The 21,124-nt window shown below is 59.3% G+C and carries 19 protein-coding genes; 13 read left to right on the plus strand and 6 right to left on the minus strand.

The window, feature by feature from the left end; all coding sequences use genetic code 11:
• Positions 1–61 precede the first annotated feature (61 nt).
• Genes EJA70_RS07380 through EJA70_RS07390 form a run of 3 tightly spaced genes read right to left on the minus strand, consistent with a single transcriptional unit; the run spans position 62 to position 4,097 of the window.
• On the minus strand, positions 62–1,672 hold the full coding sequence (locus tag EJA70_RS07380) for an arylsulfatase (RefSeq protein WP_158830318.1): 1,611 nt from the start codon (positions 1,670–1,672) through the stop codon (positions 62–64).
• Positions 1,673–1,686: 14 nt separating this feature from the next.
• A complete protein-coding gene (locus tag EJA70_RS07385) occupies positions 1,687–2,502 on the minus strand; it encodes an ABC transporter ATP-binding protein (RefSeq protein ID WP_158830319.1) in 816 nt (271 codons plus the stop codon).
• On the minus strand, positions 2,499–4,097 hold the full coding sequence (locus tag EJA70_RS07390) for an ABC transporter permease (RefSeq protein WP_158830320.1): 1,599 nt from the start codon (positions 4,095–4,097) through the stop codon (positions 2,499–2,501). Before EJA70_RS07390 ends, EJA70_RS07385 begins: the two co-directional genes overlap by 4 nt.
• Positions 4,098–4,489: 392 nt before the next feature.
• On the opposite strand from EJA70_RS07390, the gene EJA70_RS07395 reads away from it, so the two are divergent.
• Entirely contained in the window at positions 4,490–5,503 is a 1,014-nt protein-coding gene (locus EJA70_RS07395; RefSeq protein WP_158830321.1) for an ABC transporter substrate-binding protein, read from the plus strand.
• 77 nt (positions 5,504–5,580) lie between these two features.
• Here EJA70_RS07395 and EJA70_RS07400 read toward each other — a convergent pair whose 3' ends face one another.
• Positions 5,581–6,501, minus strand: a complete 921-nt coding sequence (locus tag EJA70_RS07400; protein ID WP_007917649.1) for a LysR family transcriptional regulator — start codon at positions 6,499–6,501, stop codon at positions 5,581–5,583.
• Between the two features lie 180 nt (positions 6,502–6,681).
• Here EJA70_RS07400 and EJA70_RS07405 point away from each other — a divergent pair, with 180 nt between their 5' ends.
• The gene (locus EJA70_RS07405) at positions 6,682–7,602 is read left to right on the plus strand and encodes a TauD/TfdA family dioxygenase (protein ID WP_008081764.1); all 921 of its coding nucleotides are present in this window, start codon (positions 6,682–6,684) and stop codon (positions 7,600–7,602) included.
• 107 nt (positions 7,603–7,709) lie between these two features.
• On the opposite strand, the gene EJA70_RS07410 is transcribed toward EJA70_RS07405, so the two are convergent.
• Both EJA70_RS07410 and EJA70_RS07415 read right to left on the minus strand, forming a co-directional pair.
• Positions 7,710–9,326, minus strand: coding sequence for an alkaline phosphatase family protein (locus EJA70_RS07410; RefSeq protein WP_158830322.1), 1,617 nt, complete (start codon positions 9,324–9,326; stop codon positions 7,710–7,712).
• Between the two features lie 215 nt (positions 9,327–9,541).
• On the minus strand, positions 9,542–10,486 hold the full coding sequence (locus EJA70_RS07415; RefSeq protein ID WP_158830323.1) for a LysR family transcriptional regulator: 945 nt from the start codon (positions 10,484–10,486) through the stop codon (positions 9,542–9,544).
• A 165-nt stretch (positions 10,487–10,651) separates the two neighbouring features.
• Between EJA70_RS07415 and EJA70_RS07420 the strand changes: the two genes are divergently transcribed.
• The 11 genes from EJA70_RS07420 (at position 10,652) to EJA70_RS07470 (ending at position 20,953) form a co-directional block, all read left to right on the plus strand.
• Positions 10,652–13,012, plus strand: coding sequence for a TonB-dependent receptor (locus EJA70_RS07420; RefSeq protein ID WP_158830324.1), 2,361 nt, complete (start codon positions 10,652–10,654; stop codon positions 13,010–13,012).
• A 23-nt stretch (positions 13,013–13,035) separates the two neighbouring features.
• Positions 13,036–14,379, plus strand: coding sequence for an aryl-sulfate sulfotransferase (locus EJA70_RS07425; protein ID WP_158830325.1), 1,344 nt, complete (start codon positions 13,036–13,038; stop codon positions 14,377–14,379).
• Positions 14,380–14,569: 190 nt separating this feature from the next.
• Positions 14,570–14,896 (plus strand): hypothetical protein, encoded by a 327-nt coding sequence (locus EJA70_RS07430; protein ID WP_008081769.1) that lies wholly within the window; start codon positions 14,570–14,572, stop codon positions 14,894–14,896.
• A 166-nt stretch (positions 14,897–15,062) separates the two neighbouring features.
• The gene (locus EJA70_RS07435; RefSeq protein WP_158830326.1) at positions 15,063–15,386 is read left to right on the plus strand and encodes a hypothetical protein; all 324 of its coding nucleotides are present in this window, start codon (positions 15,063–15,065) and stop codon (positions 15,384–15,386) included.
• A 67-nt stretch (positions 15,387–15,453) separates the two neighbouring features.
• Positions 15,454–15,789, plus strand: coding sequence for a hypothetical protein (locus EJA70_RS07440; RefSeq protein ID WP_158830327.1), 336 nt, complete (start codon positions 15,454–15,456; stop codon positions 15,787–15,789).
• A 262-nt stretch (positions 15,790–16,051) separates the two neighbouring features.
• On the plus strand, positions 16,052–16,882 hold the full coding sequence (locus EJA70_RS07445; protein ID WP_158830328.1) for an energy transducer TonB: 831 nt from the start codon (positions 16,052–16,054) through the stop codon (positions 16,880–16,882).
• Positions 16,883–16,927: 45 nt separating this feature from the next.
• Entirely contained in the window at positions 16,928–17,653 is a 726-nt protein-coding gene (locus EJA70_RS07450) for a MotA/TolQ/ExbB proton channel family protein (RefSeq protein WP_158830329.1), read from the plus strand.
• 1 nt (position 17,654) lies between these two features.
• Positions 17,655–18,056: a biopolymer transporter ExbD gene (locus EJA70_RS07455; protein WP_003220570.1), complete on the plus strand. Its 402-nt coding sequence runs from the start codon at positions 17,655–17,657 to the stop codon at positions 18,054–18,056.
• Positions 18,057–18,328: 272 nt separating this feature from the next.
• The gene (locus EJA70_RS07460; protein ID WP_158830330.1) at positions 18,329–18,910 is read left to right on the plus strand and encodes an alpha/beta hydrolase; all 582 of its coding nucleotides are present in this window, start codon (positions 18,329–18,331) and stop codon (positions 18,908–18,910) included.
• A gap of 52 nt (positions 18,911–18,962) precedes the next feature.
• Entirely contained in the window at positions 18,963–19,883 is a 921-nt protein-coding gene (locus tag EJA70_RS07465) for a sigma 54-interacting transcriptional regulator (protein WP_158830331.1), read from the plus strand.
• Positions 19,884–20,143: 260 nt separating this feature from the next.
• Complete coding sequence (locus EJA70_RS07470; protein WP_158830332.1) at positions 20,144–20,953, plus strand: MetQ/NlpA family ABC transporter substrate-binding protein; 810 nt, start codon at positions 20,144–20,146, stop codon at positions 20,951–20,953.
• The last annotated feature ends 171 nt before the right edge of the window (positions 20,954–21,124 follow it).

Genomic DNA, 21,124 nt, shown 5'->3' on the forward strand with positions numbered 1-21,124 from the left:
GTGAACGGCATCGCACCCTGTGGGAGCTGGCTTGCCAGCGATAGCGTTATACCAGGCACCCTCAATCCGGCTGAAACGGCGACTCACTCAGAATCACCCCGGTCTCCTCGACATACTGCTGCCAATGCCCGATCAACGCGCTGAGCTTCTCCGGCCGACTCAACGCCAGATCATGAATTTCCCCCGGATCACTGCTCAAATCATAAAGCTGCCAAGTCGCCGGCCCCACTGGCCCGGGGATCCACACCGCTTTCCACGACCCCTGCCGAATCGCCCTTCGCCCGAACAATTCCCAACCCGTCACCGTGTGCTCGTCATGCACCTGCGCCGTCTCGCCCGACAAGAACCCCAGCCACGATTTGCCACGCAACGGCGCCACCGGTTTGCCGTGCCAGACCTTGCCCGGATGACGCACGCCTGCCAGATCAAGAATCGTCGGCGTGATGTCCATCACCGTGCCGAAGCCATGGCTGATCTGCCCTTTGATCGCCAGCTGCGGATAATGCAGCAGCGCCGGCACGCGAATCCCGCCTTCGGTGGTAAACGCTTTGAACAAACGCGATGGCGCGGTCGCCACCTGTGCCCAGTTCGGCCCATACCAGACATAGGAGTTGGCCCGACCGATGTTGTCGAGGCTGTTGTCGTAATGCTGGCTGAGGTACGCGACCAGTTCCGGGCCGAATTTGGGAAAGGCTTCGAGCAGCGCGCCTTCGGCACCGTTGTCGGACATGAACAGGATGAAGGTATTGTCGAGCTGCCCTTGTTGGCGCAGGTACTCGACGACCCGGCCGATGTTCCAGTCCATGCGCTCGACCATCGCCGCGTAGACCTCCATCGCCCGCGCAGAAATCTGTTGTTGTTCCTCGCTCAGCGCGTCCCACTGCTGGGTCAATTGAATCAGCGGATGCGGCTCGACATCCGGCTCGATCAGGCCCAGGGCTTTGAGTTTTTCCAGGCGTTCCAGGCGCAGCACTTCCGGGCCGGCGTCATAGCGGCCACGGTACTTCTCGACGAGGTCGGCCGGCGCCTGCAACGGCCAGTGCGGCGCAGAGAACGGCAGGTAAGCGAAGAATGGTCGGGTCTGGTCGCGCTCCTTGAGGTACTGCAGCAACTTGTCGCCGAAGGCATCGGAGGAATAGAAATCCTTGGGCAATTCGTCGATGAAGGTGTCGTCCTCGATGTACAGCGCCGGCGTCGATTTCAGCAGGCCCGGGGTTTGCTCATCGTAGGTGGGTTCAAAGCCATAGTGGTTGGCGGCGCCGGGCAGCAGCGAGAACGAACGCTCGAAACCCCGAGCATGCGGGGCCAGCTCGGCGGTCAGGCCCAAGTGCCACTTGCCGCTCATCAACGTCTGGTAACCGGCTTCACGCAGCAGCTCGGGCAGCGCGACGACGCGGTCATTGAGGTGACCCTCATAACCCGGTTTGCCGATCAGCTCCGGGGTCAGGGTTTCGGCCATGGTGCCGATGCCGGCGATGTGGTGGTCGGTGCCGGTCAGCAGCATCGAACGAGTCGGCGAGCAGGTCGGTGCGGTATGGAAATCGGTCAGGCGCAGGCCGTTGCTGGCCAGGGCATCGAGGTGCGGCGTGGCGATTTCACCGCCGAACGCGCCGAGGTCGGAGAAGCCGAGATCGTCGGCCAGAATCACCAGAAAATTGGGACGTTGCGGCATCGCAAAACTCCTGTTCAGCAGGCAATGAACGTCAGCGGCAGATCGCGGATCTGTACCGGCACGCTCGGTTGGTAATGGTCGTCACTGGTCAGCTCGTGCAGCAGCTCTTCACGCAACTGATGGAAGTCGAAACTGCTGCGCTGGCGCGGATGGGGCAGGGCGATGTCGACCACTTGCTTGATCCGCCCCGGACGCGGCTCCATCACCACCACGCGGTCGGCAAGAAAGATCGCTTCTTCGACATCGTGGGTAACGAGGATTGTGGTGATTTTCGCGCGGGCGCGGATCGCCAACAGCTCGTCCTGCATTTGTTGGCGGGTCAACGCATCGAGCGCGCCGAACGGTTCGTCGAGCAGCAGAATGCGCGGGCTGGCGACGAGGCCGCGAGCAATCGCCACGCGCTGCGCCATACCGCCGGAGAGCTGGTGCGGATAGGCGCGGGTGAAGTCGCGCAGGCCGACCAGGTCGATGAAATCGTTGATCCGTTGTTGTTTCTGCGCAGTGCTCAGCGGCTCGTTGACCAGGCCGAGGCCGATGTTGTCGGCGACAGTCAGCCACGGGAATAAACGGTGTTCCTGAAAGACAATGCCGCGCTCGCCGCCGATGCCGCTGACGGCTTTGCCGTCGACGGTGATCTGCCCGCGAAATTGCGTATCAAGACCCACCAACAAACGCAGCAAGGTGGATTTGCCGCAGCCGCTGGAGCCGACAATGGCGACGAATTCGCCCTCGGCGATGTCCAGGTTGAACTCGCGAATCGCCTCCAGTTCGAAACCGTCGACGTCGAAGGATTTGCCTACGTGGTTGAAGCTGACAATGGGTGCGTTCATGCGTGTCTCCAGCGGGTCGCGCGAATTTCCAGGCGTTGGCCAATGAGGTTGAGCAGGGCGCCGGTCAGGCCGACGAGGAGCATGCCGGCCATGATCAGGTCCATGCGCAGCAGTTGTTGTGCGCCGATCATCTGGCTGCCGATGCCGCCATTCGACGGCATGAAATATTCGGCGCCGATGGTGCCGAGCCAGGCGTAGATCAGGCTCAGCCGAAGGCCTGCGAAAATCCCCGGCGCGGCGCCCGGCAGCACCAGGCGGCGCAGGCGCTGGCCGAGGCTCAGGCGCAGCACTTGCGCGGCTTCGTTGAGTTGCGGCGAGAGGTTGGCGACGCTGCGCTGGGTGGCGATGAATAGCGGAAAGAAAGCGGCGAGGGCGACGAATACCCACTTCGCCAGTTCACCGAGACCGAACCACGCGGTGAGCAATGGCACCCAGGCGAAGATGGCAATCTGGCGCAGGGCGGCGAGGGTCGGGCCGAGCAGTCTTTCACTGGTGCGCGACAGCCCCAGCAGCAAGCCAAGGGCGAAACCGAGGCCACCACCCAACAGCAAACCACCAAGGGTACGCCCCAGGCTCAGTGCCATGCCGCTGATCAGCGTGCCGTCGAGCAAGCCATCCCACGTGGTGCTCAACACGGCGAATGGGCTGACCAGAATATTGGCGTCGACCCACTGCTGATCGTTGGCCACTTGCCACAGTGCCAGCAAACCGAGCGGCAACAGCCACGGTTGCAGACGCTGCCAGCCTTGATAACGCGGGCCACGACGAATTTCAGCGGTGGCTGGGTGCGGCCAGTGCACCAGTTTTCGGTCCAGCAGGCCGATGCCGCGATCCATCGCCACACCGATCACACCGATTACCACAATGCACACAAAGACGATGTCGAGCATGAACAGCTGGCGTGCCCAGACCATCAGGTAGCCGATGCCTTCACTGGAAGCGAGCAGCTCGACCGCCAGCAACGAGGTCCAGCCGGCCGCCAGCGCCAGACGCACGCCGGCCATGAATGCGGGGAGGGCGGCGGGCAGTACCAGTCGACGAATCAACAGGTGCGGCGGCAGGCGCAAGACGGCGGCGGCTTCGCGCAATTTTGGCTGTGCATCGCGTACGCCGACCAATGTATGCAAGGTCACCGGAACGACGATGGCTTTGATCAGCACCACCAGTTTCAGCACTTCGCCGATGCCGAAAAACACCATGAACAAGGGAATCCACGCCAGCGTCGGCACCTGCGACAGACCGGCGAAGGTCGGGAAGATCAAGCGTTCAAGACGCGGACTGAAACCCAGCGCCGCCCCCAATACCGCACCGGCCGAAATCCCTGCGAGCAAACCCCAGAACAAGCGCTGCAGGCTGATCCACAAATGGCTCCACAGCTCGCCATGCGCCAGCTCGACGGCGCTGTTCCACACCAGTGATGGCGCGGGCAGGATCTGCTCGCTCATCCAGGCATTGCGCGCGGCCAGCCACCACAGGGCGAACAGACTGAGCGGCAGCAGCCATGGCAACACGCGTTGATTGATGCTGGGCCAGGTGCGTCGGCGTTTCAGCGGCGGCACCGGCAGCGGCAGGCTGAGCAGGGATTGACGGGCCATGGGTGACCTCCGTTGTCGGGTTGGATCGAGATCGAGTCAAGATCAAAAGATCGCAGCCTGCGGCAGCTCCTACATGGCATTGCGTTGCCCCTGTAGGAGCTGCCGAAGGCTGCGATCTTTAGCGGTATTAGCTAAAAACAAATAGTTATAACAAACCTGATAAAAATTCATTTGAGAGATAAGCGAGGCCATTTAAGGCCTCCAGCCCACACGCATCCAATGCATTCGAAGAATATTTTCGATGCTGTTAATGCATACGCCGCCGCAAGCCCCGATATGCCTTGCTTAGCTCAAAAAGCTATAAAAATGTGCATTTATAGTATTTAAGTGAATGCATCGCTTCAGCCTACTTTCGGTTCCTCAACGCCCGTCGTGATCAAGGAGCCGCACCCATGAACCTTCCCTTCAAACGCGTTTTCAGTCTGTTTGCCGTTCCTGCGCTGGCGGGCCTGCTTGCGTTCACCGCGCAGGCTGATGAGCTAAAGGAAATTCGTATCGCCGTGCCCGACCTGAGCGCCGGCACCCAACACAGCGGTGGCGGAGTGGTCGACGTACTGCGCGATCAGCAGATCTTCGAAAAGGCCTTTGCCGACCAAGGCATCAAGATTCAGTGGAGTTTCTTCAAGGGCGCCGGGCCGGTGATCAATGAGGCGTTTGCCAATGGCCAGGTCGATCTGGCGTATCTGGGCGATCTGGCGGCGATCATCGGCAAGTCCAACGGCCTCGATACGCGATTGCTCAGTGCCGGTGCGCGTGGAGTGAAGCAGTATCTCGGCGTGGTGCCGGGTTCCGGGATCAAGACCTTGCAGGATCTGAAGGGCAAGCGTGTGGCGATCTTCAAGGGTACCGCGACGCAGCTGTCGTTCGACGCGGCGCTGGCCAGTCAGGGCTTGAGCGAGAAGGATTTGAAGGTGATCAACCTCGACTTCACCGGCGCGACCGCAGCGCTGGCGGCCAAACAGATTGATGCATCGTGGGGCAGTTCCGGGTTGGCGGCGTTGCAAGTCAAGGGCTTGGCCGAGTTGCCGTTGAACACCAAGGATTTGGGCGGTGCCGGCAGTGTGCAGTCGGTGCTGGTGGGTAGCGGCAAGTTTGTCGACGGGCACCCGGAGGTAGTCGCGAAATTGCTCAAGGCGCAGCAGCAGGCGGTGGAATGGCTGACCCAGGACAGCAACAAGGATGCCTATGTGCAGCTGGTTTCGGGGCTGGCGAGTTATCCACCGGTGATCCTCACCGAGGATCTGAAGGATCAGAAATTGAGCGAAGTGTTCCCGTCGACCTTGGATCCGGTGTTCCTCGGCAGCTTGCAGGACAAGGTAGATATGGCGGCGCAGCAGAAGCTGATTCGCAAGCCGTTCAAGGTCAATGAATGGGTGGCGCCTGAGTTGTCAGCGGCCAAGCTCTAAAAGCAAAAGATCGCAGCCTGCGGCAGCTCCTACATCAATCCAGGTAGGAGCTGCCGCAGGCTGCGATCTTTTGATCTTTAAACGGCGACGCTGACTTCCTGCCGATCCACCGCCACCAACGTCTCGATCATCGCCCGCGCCGCTGGCGACAACCTGAACCCGGTGCGACTGACGATCCCGCAGCGTGCATTCATGCTCTCCAGGTTCTGCGGCAGATTGCGCCAGTGCAGCAACACCAGCGAGCCCTTGGCAATGTCCTCGACAAACGCCTCTTCCGTGCCCACGCCAATCGCATTCGATTGCAGCACCACTTTCACCAACGCCGGAAAATGCTCGGTCTCGATGGTCGGGGAAAAATCGATGCGCCCACTGAGGTTTGCCAGCAATTTGCGAATGCCCGGCGGGATCAGCGTGGTTGCCAACGGGTAGTCGAACATGTCGTTGGTCGACAGGCTTTCCTTGGCCAGTAACGGATGCCCGGGCCGGCAGAAAAACACCCCGCGTTTGGGTGTCAGCGCCTGGGTCTGGAAGTTCGGGTCGGACTCGAAATGGCGGATGTCGGCGATGAAGAATTCGATCTCTTCACGGCTCAACGCGCGGCTGAGTTTTTCCCAGTTATCCACCTGAAAACAGGTGCGCACTTTCGGGTGCGCGTTGATGAATTGCGCCACCGCATCCGGCACCAGTTTCACCGCTGGCGCCGGGCCGCAACCGAAGTGCACCTCACCGGCATCGAGCTTGGTCATTTGCGTCACTTCGGCACTGAGCAACGCTGCGCCTTGCACCAGGCTCAGGGCGTGTTGCAGCACCACTTGGCCTTCGGGGGTGGGGCGCAAATCCTTGTTGCCACGATCCACCAGCACGCAGCCGAACTCTTGCTCAAGCCCCTGAATGCTGCGGCTGAACGCCGGTTGAGTGATGCCCATCGCGTCCGCCGCACGGACAAAACTGCGGTGTTCGTTGAGGGCGATGAAGTAGCGCAACTGGCGAAGATCCATATGCTTTTCCGGCATCCTAAAAATAGCTCGAAGGCATTTGCGACGAGGGTTGCTAGAGGTTTTAAATGCAAGCTCTTATTCCGTCAACGAAGCATGTGAATATCTATTAGATGTAAATGGAATATAGATAGGGCGTTGTTTCGCTGCCGCCAACCGTAAGCAGTTGATGAGGGTCTACCCATGAGCAATGCCGCACTCGCCGTAAAACCCGCTGTCCACGCGCTGGAAATTCATCCGGTGGCCGGTCGTATCGGCGCCGAGATTCGTGGTGTGCATTTGTCCGGTGAGCTGGACGCCGCCACCGTCGAAGCCATTCAACAGGCGCTGATCCAATACAAAGTCGTGTTCTTCCGCGAACAGACCCAGCTCGACGATCAGCGTCAGGAAGCCTTCGCCCATCTGCTCGGCGAGCCGGTGGCGCACCCGACCGTGCCGTCGCGTGAAGGCACGCGTTATCTGCTCGAACTGGACGGCGCTGAAGGTCAGCGCGCCAACTCGTGGCACACCGACGTGACCTTCGTCGACGCCTACCCGAAAGCCTCGATCCTGCGCTCGGTGGTAGCCCCGGCATTCGGTGGCGATACCCTGTGGGCCAACACCGCCACCGCTTACAACGGCTTGCCGACCGAGCTGCGTGAGCTGGCCGATAAACTGGTCGCCGTGCACAGCAACGAATACGACTATGCCAGCGCCAAGCCGGACGTCTCCGCGGAGAAGCTGGAGCGCTATCGCAAGGTCTTCACCTCCACCGTTTACGAGACCGAGCACCCGGTGGTGCGCGTACATCCGATCAGCGGCGAGAAGAGCTTGCTGCTGGGGCATTTCGTCAAACGCATCAAGGGTTATTCGCAAGCGGATTCGGCGCACCTGTTCGGGTTGTTGCAGAGCCATGTGATCCGCCAGGAAAACACCGTGCGCTGGCGCTGGCAGGCCGGTGACGTGGCGATCTGGGACAACCGCTCGACGCAGCATTATGCGATTGATGATTACGGCACTCAGGATCGCGTAGTGCGTCGGGTGACACTCAAAGGTGAAGTGCCGGTGGGTGCGAACGGGCAGCGCAGTCAAACCATCAAAGGCGCAGATATCGTCGGCGTCTGATCGGGCCCCATCGCTGGCAAGCCAGCTCCCACAGGGATTGTTGTTGGACACAAAGGATGTGAACGACGCAAAACCTGTGGGAGCTGGCTTGCCAGCGATGCTTTTAATCACCAAACGCCGATTTGCACGAGCTTTTCGGTTTCTGGCTCACCGTAACGAAACCGCTGCCCACGCAAATCAATTTCTTGATGACTGATGGTCGTCCTCCGCTTCAACCCGCGCACCCACTCAAACAAATACCCCGCATGCTCCTCGCGCACTGCCGCAAACGCCGGGTCATCACCCAGGTCACGCAGCTCCTGCGGATCATTCAACAGATCAAACAGCTGTGGCCGAAAGCCGTCGTACGCCAGGTATTTCCAACGCTCGCTGCGCACCATGGTCATCCGGCAACGGTCGATCGGCTGGCCCAGTCGCTCGCGCGCCGGCGCCTGAAAGGCGTAGTCGTATTCGCTGATTGCATAGCGGCGCCAATCCGGATTTTCGCCGTGAAGAAGCGGAATCAACGAGCGCCCCTCGAGCCGATGCGCCGCGTCCGGCAGTCCCAATGCCGCAAGAAATGTCGGCAACGCATCGATGGTTTCCGCCAGTCGATCATCCACCGTGCCGCGCGTGATATCCGCCGCTGCCCGAGGGTCGCGCACGATCAACGGCACGCCCACCGCCTGCTCCAGCAAAAACTCCTTCTCGCCGAGCCAGTGATCACCGAGGAAGTCGCCGTGATCGCTGGTAAACACGATCAGTGTGTCGTCCCAACGGCCGTTGCTCTGCAAAAAGTCGAACAGACGCCCGAGCTGATCATCCACTTGCTTGATCAAGCCCATGTACGTGGGGATTACAGTCAATCGTACTGAATCGCGGGAGAAGTTGAGGCTTTCCTCATGCTGGCGAAAGGCAGTGTATACGGGGTGTTTGCTGGCTTCAGAGGGCGTCGCGCGGACCGCTTCGAGAATCGATTTCGTACTGTACAAAGCGTGGTACGGAGCCGGTACGATGTAGGGCCAGTGCGGTTTGATATAGGAGAGGTGTAAACACCAGGATTTCTCGCCTTGCTCGGTGATGAAGTCGATGGCTCGATTTGTAGTGTAGACAGTCTCTGAGTGTTGCTCGGGAATTCGTGCTGGCAAATTCGCATGACGCATTTGCCAGCCGCTGAGGATTTCACCGTTTTCGCCTTCGGCGGCGTTGGCCCAGTCGTGCCAAGGGTTTTTGCCGTCGAAACCTTGTTCGCGCAAGTAATGGGTGTAGGGCGCGGATTCGCGTTTGTCGTCGAACAGCGGGTCATCGGGAAAAATGCCGTCGTGGCGAAAGTACGGTTCGAAGCCGACTTCGTTGAGCACTTCGGCCTGTTCGCTCTCCGGGTTGATCGCCAGGCGTTGCAAGGCGTCGATGTTTGCGGTCGCGTGGGTCTTGCCAACCAGCGCGGTGCGGATGCCGTGAGGGCGCAGGTAATCGCCGATCGTCAGCTCTTCAAGCGGCAGCGGCACGGCGTTCCACGCCACCTGATGGCTGCTGACGTAGCGCCCGGTGTAGGCCGACATCCGCGACGGGCCGCAGATCGTGCCTTGGGTGTAGGCGCGGCTGAAACGCACGCCGGCGGCGGCCAGGCGATCGATGTTCGGCGTGTGCAAATGCGGATGACCGTAGCAGGACAGGTAATCGCGGCGCAGTTGATCGCACATGATGTACAGCACGTTGCGCACGGGGTTTGGCGGGGTGGACATGGGTTTCACCGGTCAGTGGGACAGGTGAGGGTTTTCGCTGTCGACGGGGGTGTTCGGCAAGTGCATTTGCGGAATGGGTTTTATGCAGGGAATGCATCGGTGCCTGCACTGACGCCATCGCTGGCAAGCCAGCTCCCACAGGTATCGGCAGTGTTCAGATGATGTGTGCTCGACGCGAGTCCTGTGGGAGCTGGCTTGCCAGCGATAGCGGTAGATCAGACAGCGAGTCCGTCCAGTGAACAAACCTCCTCATCCACCGCATCAATCGCCTTGATCTGCTCAATCATCGCTTCCGCCAGCGGCGACAACCGATACCCCGCCCGGCTGACAATCCCGTAACGCGTATACAACTCCTCCAGATCATCCGCCAACCCTTCAATGCGCAAACACACCAACTCACCCTTGGCCTGGTGCAATGCATCCGAATACGCGCCGACAATCCCGATCGCCTCCGAACGCAGCACCACACTGAGCAAGCTCGAGCTGTTTTCGCACTCCACATTCGGGGTGAAATCCGGGCGTCCGCTGAGGTCGACAATGACTTTGCGCAAGTTCGGTGGCCGGATGCTGACGGCCAGCGGATAGCTCATCAACTGCTCGGCCGTGACCCGATCAAACCCGGCGAGTGGATGCCCCGCACGGCAGCAAAAATGCCATTTACGCGGCCGCAATCGATGCGTCTGATAATCCGGGTCCGCCTCGAAATGCCGCGTGTCAGCAACGAAGAATTCAAACTCTTCGCTCAATAAGCGCTTGTTCAGACTCTGCCAATCCTCGACTTGAAACTGCACCCGCGCCTTCGGATAGCGACCGATAAAGCTGCCGATCGCGCGCGGGATCAATCCCGCCGCCGGCGCCGGCCCGCAGCCGAAACGCAATTCCCCGGCCTCCAGCCCATTGAACTGGCTGATCTCGTTGGCCATTTGCTGCGCACCACTGACCAGCCGCCGCGCGTGTTCGAGCAGCACCTGGCCCTGTTTGGTCGGCGGTAATTCCTTGCGCCCACGGTCGACCAACTGACAGCCGACGCTGTGCTCAAGCGCCTGAATGCTGCGGCTGAACGCCGACTGCGACAGGTTCACGGCCTGCGCGCCGGCGACAAAGCTGCGTTGCTCAGCCAGGGCGATGAAGTGACGAAGTTGCCGCAAGTCGATATGCATTTTTCACATAAAAAATATCCGGGAAATGCATTGGATATGCATTAGGTCGACTCCTTATAAAGGCAATCTCTTATGCAGTAAATATTTGTAAATCCATAAATAAATAACTTAAAAGAATATACAGCGCTGACGATGTCTGTGTGTTTTTTGACCAGGAGCCGCGCCATGAGTCCGTTGAACCTCGCGTCACCCCTAACACCACGACGGCTCAAACGCCTGCCTCTGGCCCTGTTGCTGGCAGGCAGCGCCAGCTGGACTCACAGCTACGCGGCGGAAACGGAGGTGCCGACGCCGGTACCCGCAGGCAAACCGGCGGCGAACAGTTCGCAGTTGGAAACGGTCACCGTGACCACCCGCCGCCGCGAAGAAAGTTCGCAAGACGTGCCGACGCCGATGAGCGTGGTCAGCGGCCAGAATCTGGAAACGCAGCGGGTCTACCGGATTCAGGATTTGCAGCAACTGGTGCCGAGCGTCAACGTCGCCTACATGCATGCGCGGCAATCCAGCGTGTCGATCCGAGGCCTGGGCAACAACCCGGCGAGCGATGGTCTGGAAGGCAGCGTCGGGCTGTACATCGACAACGTCTATCTGGGGCGCCCGGGAATGGCGGTGTTCGACTTGATGGACATCGAACAACTCGAAGTTCTGCGCGGGCCGCAGGGCACTCTGTTCGGCAAAAACACCACCGCCGGGGTGATCAACATCAGCACCCGCGCGCCGACGTTCACGCCGGAGCGCAGCATCGAAACCTCGGTCGGCGAGGACGGTTATTTTCAAACCAAGGGCACGATTTCCGGGCCGCTCAACGATGAACTGGCCGGACGTTTTTCCGCTTATCGCACACGCAGCGACGGCGACATCAAGAACGAATACAACGGCCATGATTTGAACGGCGGCTCGCGCGATGGCTTCCGCGCGCAGTTGCTGTTCAAGCCAAACGAAGACTTCAACCTGCGCTGGATCGGCGACTACAACGAAGAGGATTCCAGTGCCGGCACCCGCGTGTTGTACAACACCGGGCCGACGATCAATGGTGTCAATCTCTACTCGGCGCGCGCGGCGGCCGCTGGCGCAACCCTGGTCAACGGTTCGCACCGCAAGGTCAACCTGGACAACGACCAGCACGTCACCGTGCATCAGGGCGGTACGTCAGTCGAGGCCAACTGGACGCTGCCGAGCGATTTCACCCTGACCTCGATCAGCTCGTATCGCTTCTGGAATTTCACCCCGAAAAATGACGACGGTCTCAATGTCGCGGCGACTTACAACGCTGGTGTTTCGGTAGAAGACAAACAGTACTCACAGGAATTTCGTCTGGCGTCGCCCAAGGGCGAGTTCTTTGACTACGTCGTCGGCGCCTACTACTTCGGCAATGATCTGGACAACAAATCCTTCGCCTATTACGGCCCGCAAGCGGACATCTGGAACGGCACGCCGCGCGGTGCGTTGGCCAATGTCGGCAGTGTCGGCAACGGTCACATCAAGACCGACAGTTTCGCGCTATTCGCACAAGGCACCTGGCACCTCAGCGAGCGTCTGGATTTCACCGCCGGCGTACGTGGCACCTACGAAGAGAAGAATGCCTGGGTCACTCGCGATGCGCCGGTCGGTGGCGCGGCTGTCACAGGCGCCGCGGCAACGGCCCGGCGCGGTCGCACCGGTGCCTACGATTCCGGCGATCTCAATCAGTACAGTTCCAGCCCTTCCGGATTGCTCAACCTCAGCTATCGCATCACTGATGATGTGCTCGGTTACGCGACGTTGTCCCACGGTGAAAAATCCGGCGGCGTTAACCTCGCGGTCGGCTCCGCACCGACTGCCGGCGCCGACTCGCTGCTGATCGGCACCGAGCGCGCGAACAACGCCGAACTCGGTTTCAAAAGCACCCTGTGGGATCACCGCCTGCAGCTTAATGCCAACGTGTTCTGGACCCAGGTCAACGCCTACCAGACCAACGCCTACGACGACGTCAATCGCGTGCAATACCTGACCAACGCCGGCTCCGTGCGCTCGCGCGGCGTCGAGTTTGAAAGCACGATCATCCCGCTGCGCGGCTTGACCCTGAACTTCAACGGCTCCTTCAACGACGTCAGCTACCTCTCCTACAAAGACGCGCCGTGCCCGCCGGAAATCAGCCAGGCACCGGGTGCTCCAGCCTCTTGCGACCTTAGCGGCCATCAAGTGGTCGGTGCTTCGAAATGGATCGGTAACGCCAACGGCGAATACAAATGGAATCTCGATAACGGCTTTGAACCGTACGTCACTGGCAGCTATGCCTTCCGCTCGAAAGCGGTGGGCACGGTCGAGGATTCCGACTACGGACAGATCCCGAGCTACGCCGTGGTCAACCTCTCAACCGGCCTGCGCGGCGACTTCAACCAAGGGCAGTGGGACATCTCGCTGTGGCTGAAAAACGCCTTCGACAAAACCTATTACACGACCCTGTGGACGGGCGGCAACGGCGGCTATGAAGGCCTGCTCGGCACACCGCGCACCCTCGGCGTCACCGGTCGCTACGACTTCTGATTCGTCACTCAAGGAGCTGCATCATGTTGCGCATCAAAACGGCTTTTCCGCTGTTGTTGTCCGGCGCGGTGTTCAGCGCAGGCGCGTTCGCCGCACCGAGCGTGTACCCGACCGGTGTCACCCGTTACGACCCGGACAAAGCCTTCAATCAGTACGTGATTTTCAGCGGCGCCGACAAGCAGACGCACCTGATCGATATGAACGGCAACGAGGTCAAGAATTGGCCGCAAGCCGGTTTTCCCTCAGCGATCATCGACCCGAAACTGGTCGGCGGTGAGCGCGGGCACGTGCTGCTGCAACTGAGTGACAAGGACCCCGGCAAACTCGGTTCGGCCGGCAATGGTCTGGGCAATCAGAGCATCGGCGAGCTGGACTGGAACGGCAAAGTCGTCTGGCAGTGGGGCGACAAGGCGCCCGGTGGCGCGGCACAGCAGCATCATGATCAGCGCCGCTTGAGCAACGGCAACACCGTCGTTCTGGCAAACAAAGTGCACAAGGTCAAAGGCTTCAAAGTGCCCGAGGTGATCGACGATGCGATCTATGAGGTCGGCCCTGACGGTGCGGTGAAATGGCAGTGGCTGGCGTCGGAGCACCTCAACGAATTCGGCTTCACGCCAGAGCAATTGAAACTGGTGCGAGGGAGCGAGGATGCCGATTACCTGCACATCAACAACCTCAGTGTGGTCGGGCCGAACAAATGGTTCGATGCCGGTGATAAACGCTTCAATCCGGACAACCTGCTGTTTGATTCACGCAACGCCAACTTCATCGCGATCATCGAAAAAAGCAGCGGCAAAGTGGTCTGGCGCCTCGGGCCGAATCTGCCGCTGATCAATCCGAAAGCGCCCCGGACACTGCCGCGCCCAGTGGATCAGTTTGTCGGCCAGCATGACGCCCACATCATTCCTGCCGGATTGCCTGGCGCCGGCAATGTGCTGGTGTTCGACAATCAGGGGTCGGCAGGTTATCCGAACGTCACCCTCGGGCTGATTGCCGGTTCACGGGTGCTGGAAATCGACCCGGTGAAAAACGAAATCGTCTGGCAGTACAGCGCCGCCAATTCGAAACAACCGGGGTGGGCGTTTTACAGTTCGTTCATCAGCAGCGCGCGGCGTTTGCCCAACGGCAACACGTTGATCGACGAAGGCATGAACGGGCGGTTTTTCCAGGTCACGGCCAGCGGCGAAAACGTCTGGGAATATGTCAGTCCGTACCTCGGCAAGGCGCCGGGCAGCGACGCCATCAGCAACTGGGTCTATCGCGCGTTACCTGTTAGTTATGACTGGGTGCCCGTCGGCACGCCACGTTCGGAAACGGCGGTGATTGCGCCTGCCATCGGTGTGCAACAGACCAACGCCAGCCGTTAGTTGATTTGGAATTAATGTTCGACTGATTGGCAATAAGTTATGAGTAACTCGAACAGTACTTATTGCAATTTATTTAGTTGTTCACATGGACAGCAGGGGAATGTCGAACCATTCTCTGAGTCGTGAGTTTCCAGGAGGAAACTTGCTCTCATCGGAAGACACTTATCCCAACGATAAAGGAAGTCGCATCATGTCGAGCATTAATGGCAATTATGTAAACGCTAACGCTGGCGCCAAACTGACGATTACCGATGGCAACGACTCCAACGGCACGTTCAGCGGCAAGTTCAGCCAGAACGGCGTGAATTACGACATTGCGTACGGTCACTACCATTTCCAGAACAGCACCGGGCAGCCTACGATCATCACGTTCGCGGCGTTGAATGAGGGCACGGGTTATCAGTCCTGGACCTTGTTCTCGCCGGATCATAACTATTCGAAAGTTCGTGCGGTGGGCTCACGTACTAACTTTGATGGTGATGTAGTGGGTTTGGCCGGAGAGTTTGTAAAACAGTAATTCCCTTGTAATAAAAAAGCCGCCAGACTTTCAAGAAGTCTGGCGGCTTTTTCGTACAGGAAATAAGTCGTTTTCATATGAGGCAGACTACCTGTGGATGACAGCGTTTACCGCGAGCCGCTATTAAGCTCGTTTCGCAATCCCGCACGCAGCGATGACACTTCCCATGCAAAACGCTTTTTATTCCAGCACGTTTGCTGGCCCGACCTTGACGATCGTCGACTCTGACGACCGCACCGGCAGTTTTCGCGGCACCCTGCATTACGGTGGTGTTGATTACCCGATCATCAATGGTCGTTACACCCATCTGAACGGCTATCAGCCCCCCACCACGGTCACCTTGATCGCAGCGCAGGAAGACCACGGGTATTTCGCCCTGTCGCTGTTTTCATCGACACGGGGTACCCACGAACTTCGTGGGCATTGCGTCCGGGTCACCTTCGATGGCGTGCTCAGTAGCCTGCCCGCTGACTTCCGTCGTCACCCCTGACTTCTTCAGGCGCAGCCGTCGGCAGCGCCTACCGTGTTTTTTTCAATCTTTAGCAAGGATGCTGACCATGTCCGCAATCAACGGCGTGTATCGCCACGAGTCTTCCAATACGACGCTGACCCTCGAAGAGGGCGACGACAGCCACGGCACTTGCAGCGGAACGCTGTCGCTGGCTGGGATCGAATATCCCTTGGGATTTGCCAATTATCACTTCAAACATGGCCTTTCCTCCGGCCCGGTAGCCATCAGTTTCAGTGTCGAATTTACCTCGGGCATGGCGCAGGCCTGGGTGCTGTTTTCTGCTGATCAGCGATACACGCGGCTGAGGGCCATGGGGACTGATGTCGCAAATAACGGAGACGTCGGCCTGACAGCCCGCGAATTTATCCGCCAAACGCCTTGAAACAAGGGTTTTCACATGCCTTCGCCGAATATTTTTCATGCTTGAAAAGCATTGTAAATTTCCACTGTGGCGCAAGCCTTTACCCGCCGGGGCTCGCAGCGAATCAAGCAGAATTAATATTCCTTAATGATCTAAATAAATCGATAAAAATTACTTTCGGAGATAAACGATTGCTCCAATGATTCACCCAACGACCGGTCGCTCGGGGGATGTAGCGGCGATCTGTCCGGTACTTCGCAAAAAGACCGCAGGGAGTTAATCAATGGGCAATGTCCAGACCGCCGCCAGTGCACAGGAGGTGCTGTGGCGCCAGGCACCGAGTGGCGAATTGGTCGATCTCGGCCGGCCCCATCGTGTGCCGTTGGGGCAGTTGCGCCTGCAACGTGCACCCAAAGGCATTCTGAGCCGGCGTGAAGCGATTCTGCTGGCTGTACTGGCGTTGTTGGCGCATGGCGCGGTGATCTACTGGATCAGCCAGAAGCAGACGCCGGTGCTGCCGATCGTACCGCCGGAAATTCCACCGATGACCATCGAATTCTCGCGTCCGGCACCGCCTGCGCCACCGGTCGTCGTGCCGCCACCACCGGCACCGGTGGTCGAGCCTCCGCCGCCGGTGGAAGACGAACTGGCGGTAAAACCTCCACCGCCGCCGAAGCCGATTCCAAAGCCGAAACCGGTGGTCAAGCAACCTCCGAAACCGGCACCGAAAGCGGTCGAGCAACCACCGGCGCCGCCACAACCGGCAGCCCCGGTCGCTGCGCCCGCGCCACCGGCACCACCGGCACCACCGGCACCACCGGCGCCGGCTCCGGTGACGCCCGCTTCGGCCAACGCCGCGTACCTGAAAAACCCGGCGCCGGAATACCCGTCACTGGCTCAGCGTCGCGGTTGGGAAGGCACGGTATTGCTGCGCGTGCATGTGTTGGCCAGCGGCAAACCGGGTGAGATCCAGATAGCAAAAAGCAGTGGCCGGCAACAGCTCGACGACGCGGCCTTAAGCGCCGTCAAACGTTGGAGTTTCGTCCCGGCCAAGCAGGGCGATGTCGCCCAGGACGGCTGGGTCAGCGTACCCATCGATTTCAAGATTCATTAAACCGCAACCAAATTCGCGCGAAACGTTTACACGAGGGAATACATCATGACGTTACTGGCATCTCCACTGGAATCCATCGAAAGCGCGGTGATCTGGCTGCTGGTGGTTTTTTCCGTCGCCACCTGGGGGCTGGCATTGCTCAAGGCTGTGCAGTTCGGTCGTCTGAAGGCGCAGGATCGGCGTTTTCATAAACGCTTCTGGGCGGCGTCGAGTCTGGATGCCGCTGCTGAATTGAGCGAGACCCAACCCGGCGCAGCCGCGCGAGTGGCACAGGCCGGTTACGCGGCGATTCAAGTAGGCGAGGCGCCACAGGCCACGGATTTGAGCCAGGCGATCAACCATCAGGATCGTCTGGAGCGTGCCTTGCGTCAGCAGATCGTCCGCGAGCGTCGTTCGCTGGAGACAGGCCTGGCAGTGGTCGCCAGTATCGGCAGTACGTCGCCGTTCATTGGTTTGTTCGGCACGGTGTGGGGAATCATGGAGGCGTTGAAAGGTATCAGCGCAGCGGGTTCGGCGAGCCTGGAAACAGTCGCCGGCCCGATTGGTGCGGCACTGGTCGCGACCGGTGTGGGGATTGCCGTCGCGGTGCCGGCGGTGCTGGTTTACAACTACTTTTTGCGTCGTCTGAAACTGACCGCGGCGGATCTGGATGACTTCGCCCACGACTTCTACAGCCTGGCGCAGAAGAGTGCGTTCCGCGTGTTGATCCACCCGACGGCACACAAGGTTGCAGCGCCGGGCAACGCGGCAAAAGTGAAGGAGGCGTCCTGATATGGCCTTCTCCACGCAAGACAGTGATGAGGTGCTCAGCGAGATCAACGTGACCCCGCTGGTGGACGTGATGCTGGTGTTGCTGGTGGTGTTTATCGTCACCGCGCCGCTGCTGACCAACGCGATACCGATCAACCTGCCGAAGACCGAAGCGGTGGCGCCGGTCGAGCAGAAGGACCCGCTGGTGGTGAGCATCGATGGCGCCGGCAAGCTGTTTATCAACAAGGATGAGATTCAGCCGGACTTGCTGGAATTCAACCTCAAGTCGGCCAAGGCCAAGGACCCGGAAGTGCGCGTGCAGTTGCAGGCGGATGATGGGGTGAACTACGGCGAAGTGGCGCGCGCCATGGCTTCGATCGAGCGGGCGGGCATCACCAAATTGTCGGTGATCACCGCGCGGTAACAGGATTTACGTTTTTCCGGGGCCGTCTCCTTGGCAGGGTGCGGCCCTTTTTTTATTGGTCGAACATCAACCCTGTAGGAGCTGCCGAAGGCTGCGATCTGTTGATTTTGATTTTTAAAAAACAAGATCAGAAGATCGCAGCCTTCGGCAGCTCCTACATAGGGTTTTGTATATGCAATTTAGGTCTTAATAAATAGCTTCTTATTCCTTAACGAATATAAATCCCGTCCCTATACTCGTTCAGGAACAGACACGACGCAGGAGAGCTCCCCATGCGCAACGAATCAATCCGCTACCTGATTGTGCCGGGCTGGCAAGGATCGCCAGAAGATCATTGGCAAAGCCATTGGCAGAACAGCCTGCCGAACAGTGCGCGGGTCGAACAGGCCGATTGGCTGACGCCGCGTCGTGAAGACTGGGTCGCGGCCCTGGCCGAGGCGATTGCCGCTGACAGCACGCCGGTGATCCTCATCGCACACAGTCTCGGCTGCATCACCGTTGCCCATTGGGCAGCCACTGCGCCGCTGCACTACCTGCGTCAGGTGCGCGGTGCCTTGCTGGTCGCGCCGGCCGATGTCGAACGTCCGGCCTGCGCACCCGCGCTGCGCAATTTCGCACCGATCCCGACTGATTTGCTGCCATTCCCGAGCCAAGTGGTCAGCTCCGACAACGATGCCGCGGTGAGTGCGCCGCGTGCCATGGAGCTGGCGCGCAACTGGGGCGCCGAGGCGGGAATTCTTGCCGGTGCCGGGCACATCAATGTGAAGTCCGGGCATCAGCGTTGGGAGCAGGGTTTTGCGTATCTCTATCGCCTGCAAAACCGCATGGAACACCACGCTCGCCGCCGCGCCTGATCTTTTTTCTTTCAACGCCCCCGTCTCCGGCGGTTTTGGGCGGGAGTCTGCCATGAGTTTTGAAACTTTCGGTCAGCCGTTGCTGACCTTTCCCGATGCGGAAAAAAGCCCCCTGAGCATTCGCGCCAAGGCGCTGGTGTTCGTCGATCCGCGTTCGCGTCAATTGCGTGAAGAACTGGAACAACTGGCACCGCGCTCGATCTCGGTGTTGATCCGCGGCGAGACCGGCACCGGTAAAGAATTGCTCGCCCGCCATATCCATCGTGCCAGTGATCGCAGCGGTCTGTTCGTCTCGGTCAATTGCGGTGCGATCAGTCCGACTTACGCCGATGCCGAGTTGTTCGGCTATGCCGCTGGCACGTTCAGCGGCTCGGCGAGCAGTCGCGCCGGTTGGTTCGGGTCGGCTAACGGCGGCACCCTATACCTGGATGAAATCGGCGACTTGCCGCTGCCGATCCAGATCAAATTGCTTGCTGCCCTGGAAAATCATGAAGTCACCCGTGTCGGTGCGCATCAGCCGAGCCCGGTCGACGTGCGTCTGGTCGCCGCCACCAGCATTGATCTGGCACAAGCGGTGGACGCCGGGAAATTCCACGAGCGCCTCTATCACTACCTCAGCGAAGGCCATCTCGAACTGCCGGCCTTGCGCGCGCGCACCGGCGATATCCTCTCGCTGGCCGAGTACTTCCTCGGCATCTACAGCCAGCGCCTCGACCTGCCGGTGCCGCTGATCAGCGAAGCGGCGCAGCACGTGCTCGAACAACACAGCTGGCCGGGTAACACCCGCGAGCTGGAAAACGTCATTCACTTTGCCTTGTTGGTGAGCACCGGTGACGAAATCCTCCCGGAACACCTGAACCTGCCGCCGCTACTGACGCAGATCGAGGCCCAGATCAACCAGATCCTCTCCACTGGCACCACAACCGACCAGGCCGCCCTCAAGCAACTGCTGAAAAACACCGGCCTCCTGTAGGAGCTGGCGAAGCCTGCGATCCTTTGATCTTGCTTTTCAACGTTTTAACTTGTTGAAAATCAAAAGATCGCAGCCTGCGGCAGCTCCTACACGTCTAGCGTGCGTGTATGAGCAAAATGGAATAACAACGTGAATAAACGTTATTGTCCGGGAATAAAAAATCCCGGTATTGTCCGCTTCACGCCAGAGATAGCACTTCACTGGCACTCGTATTAAATGCCGTCGCCATTTGCGACCGTGATTTTCGATAAGGACACTGCATGAAAAAGGTTCTGTTGTTTACCGCATTGGCGGCTGCTCTGACTGCTGCTCTGACTGCTTCTCTGGCCAACGCCGGCGAGAAACTGGTGGTTGCCGCGACCCCGGTCCCGCACGCTGAAATTCTTGAGCTGATCAAACCGACCCTCGCCAAAGAAGGCGTGGATCTGGAAATCAAAGTGTTCACCGACTACGTTCAGCCGAACGTACAAGTGGGCGAGAAGCGTCTGGACGCCAACTACTTCCAGACCCTGCCGTACCTGAACAGCTTCAACCAGGGTAAATACAAGGACGACAAGTCCAAGTACCTGGTGACCGTGCAAGGTGTGCACGTTGAACCGTTCGGTGGCTACTCGAGCAAGTACAAGACCCTGGCTGAACTGCCGGACGGCGCGACCATCGCCATCCCCAACGAAGGCAGCAACAGCGGCCGTGCGCTGATCTTGCTGCAGAAGGCTGGCCTGATCGAGCTGAAAGACCCGAAAAACGCCCTTGCAACGCCGAAAGACATCGCCAAGAACCCGCACAATTTCAAGTTCAAGGAACTGGAATCGGCGCTGCTGCCACGCGTTCTGAAGGAAGTTGATCTGGACATGATCAACACCAACTACGCGCTGGAAGCCAAGTTGAACCCGCAGAAAGATGCGCTGGTGATTGAAGGCGCTGACTCGCCGTACGTGAACTTCCTGGTGGCCCGTGAGGACAACAAGAACAGCGACGCGATCCAGAAACTGGCCAAAGCCCTGACCAGCCCGGAAGTCAAAGCGTTCATCGAGAAGAAGTACAACGGCGCGGTACTGCCGGCGTTCTGATCTGACGCTTGAACCACCCCCTTCAAGGTGTGAAAACGCCGATGGCCAGCGATGGGCATCGGCGTTTTTGTGTGTGCTGGATTTGTAAATTCACAAAATCAGCAGCCAGAAGCAAAAGATCGCAGCCTTCGGCAGCTCCTACAGGGAAATGAACACCTGTAGGAGCTGCCG

It is taken from the genome of Pseudomonas sp. PB103, from assembly GCF_009764635.1.
GTDB lineage: Bacteria > Pseudomonadota > Gammaproteobacteria > Pseudomonadales > Pseudomonadaceae > Aquipseudomonas.

Bases quoted from the DNA above. Each gene is read 5' to 3' on its own strand.
- EJA70_RS07435 (WP_158830326.1), top strand. From the start codon at position 15,063: ATGCAAAACGCTTTTTATTCCAGCACGTTTGCTGGCCCGACCTTGACG.
- EJA70_RS07385 (WP_158830319.1), bottom strand. From the start codon at position 2,502: ATGAACGCACCCATTGTCAGCTTCAACCACGTAGGCAAATCCTTCGAC.
- EJA70_RS07410 (WP_158830322.1), bottom strand. From the start codon at position 9,326: ATGTCCACCCCGCCAAACCCCGTGCGCAACGTGCTGTACATCATGTGC.
- EJA70_RS07395 (WP_158830321.1), top strand. From the start codon at position 4,490: ATGAACCTTCCCTTCAAACGCGTTTTCAGTCTGTTTGCCGTTCCTGCG.
- EJA70_RS07465 (WP_158830331.1), top strand. From the start codon at position 18,963: ATGAGTTTTGAAACTTTCGGTCAGCCGTTGCTGACCTTTCCCGATGCG.
- EJA70_RS07460 (WP_158830330.1), top strand. From the start codon at position 18,329: ATGCGCAACGAATCAATCCGCTACCTGATTGTGCCGGGCTGGCAAGGA.
- EJA70_RS07390 (WP_158830320.1), bottom strand. From the start codon at position 4,097: ATGGCCCGTCAATCCCTGCTCAGCCTGCCGCTGCCGGTGCCGCCGCTG.
- EJA70_RS07425 (WP_158830325.1), top strand. From the start codon at position 13,036: ATGTTGCGCATCAAAACGGCTTTTCCGCTGTTGTTGTCCGGCGCGGTG.
- EJA70_RS07470 (WP_158830332.1), top strand. From the start codon at position 20,144: ATGAAAAAGGTTCTGTTGTTTACCGCATTGGCGGCTGCTCTGACTGCT.
- EJA70_RS07400 (WP_007917649.1), bottom strand. From the start codon at position 6,501: ATGGATCTTCGCCAGTTGCGCTACTTCATCGCCCTCAACGAACACCGC.
- EJA70_RS07445 (WP_158830328.1), top strand. From the start codon at position 16,052: ATGGGCAATGTCCAGACCGCCGCCAGTGCACAGGAGGTGCTGTGGCGC.
- EJA70_RS07380 (WP_158830318.1), bottom strand. From the start codon at position 1,672: ATGCCGCAACGTCCCAATTTTCTGGTGATTCTGGCCGACGATCTCGGC.
- EJA70_RS07430 (WP_008081769.1), top strand. From the start codon at position 14,570: ATGTCGAGCATTAATGGCAATTATGTAAACGCTAACGCTGGCGCCAAA.
- EJA70_RS07405 (WP_008081764.1), top strand. From the start codon at position 6,682: ATGAGCAATGCCGCACTCGCCGTAAAACCCGCTGTCCACGCGCTGGAA.
- EJA70_RS07450 (WP_158830329.1), top strand. From the start codon at position 16,928: ATGACGTTACTGGCATCTCCACTGGAATCCATCGAAAGCGCGGTGATC.
- EJA70_RS07455 (WP_003220570.1), top strand. From the start codon at position 17,655: ATGGCCTTCTCCACGCAAGACAGTGATGAGGTGCTCAGCGAGATCAAC.
- EJA70_RS07420 (WP_158830324.1), top strand. From the start codon at position 10,652: ATGAGTCCGTTGAACCTCGCGTCACCCCTAACACCACGACGGCTCAAA.
- EJA70_RS07440 (WP_158830327.1), top strand. From the start codon at position 15,454: ATGTCCGCAATCAACGGCGTGTATCGCCACGAGTCTTCCAATACGACG.
- EJA70_RS07415 (WP_158830323.1), bottom strand. From the start codon at position 10,486: ATGCATATCGACTTGCGGCAACTTCGTCACTTCATCGCCCTGGCTGAG.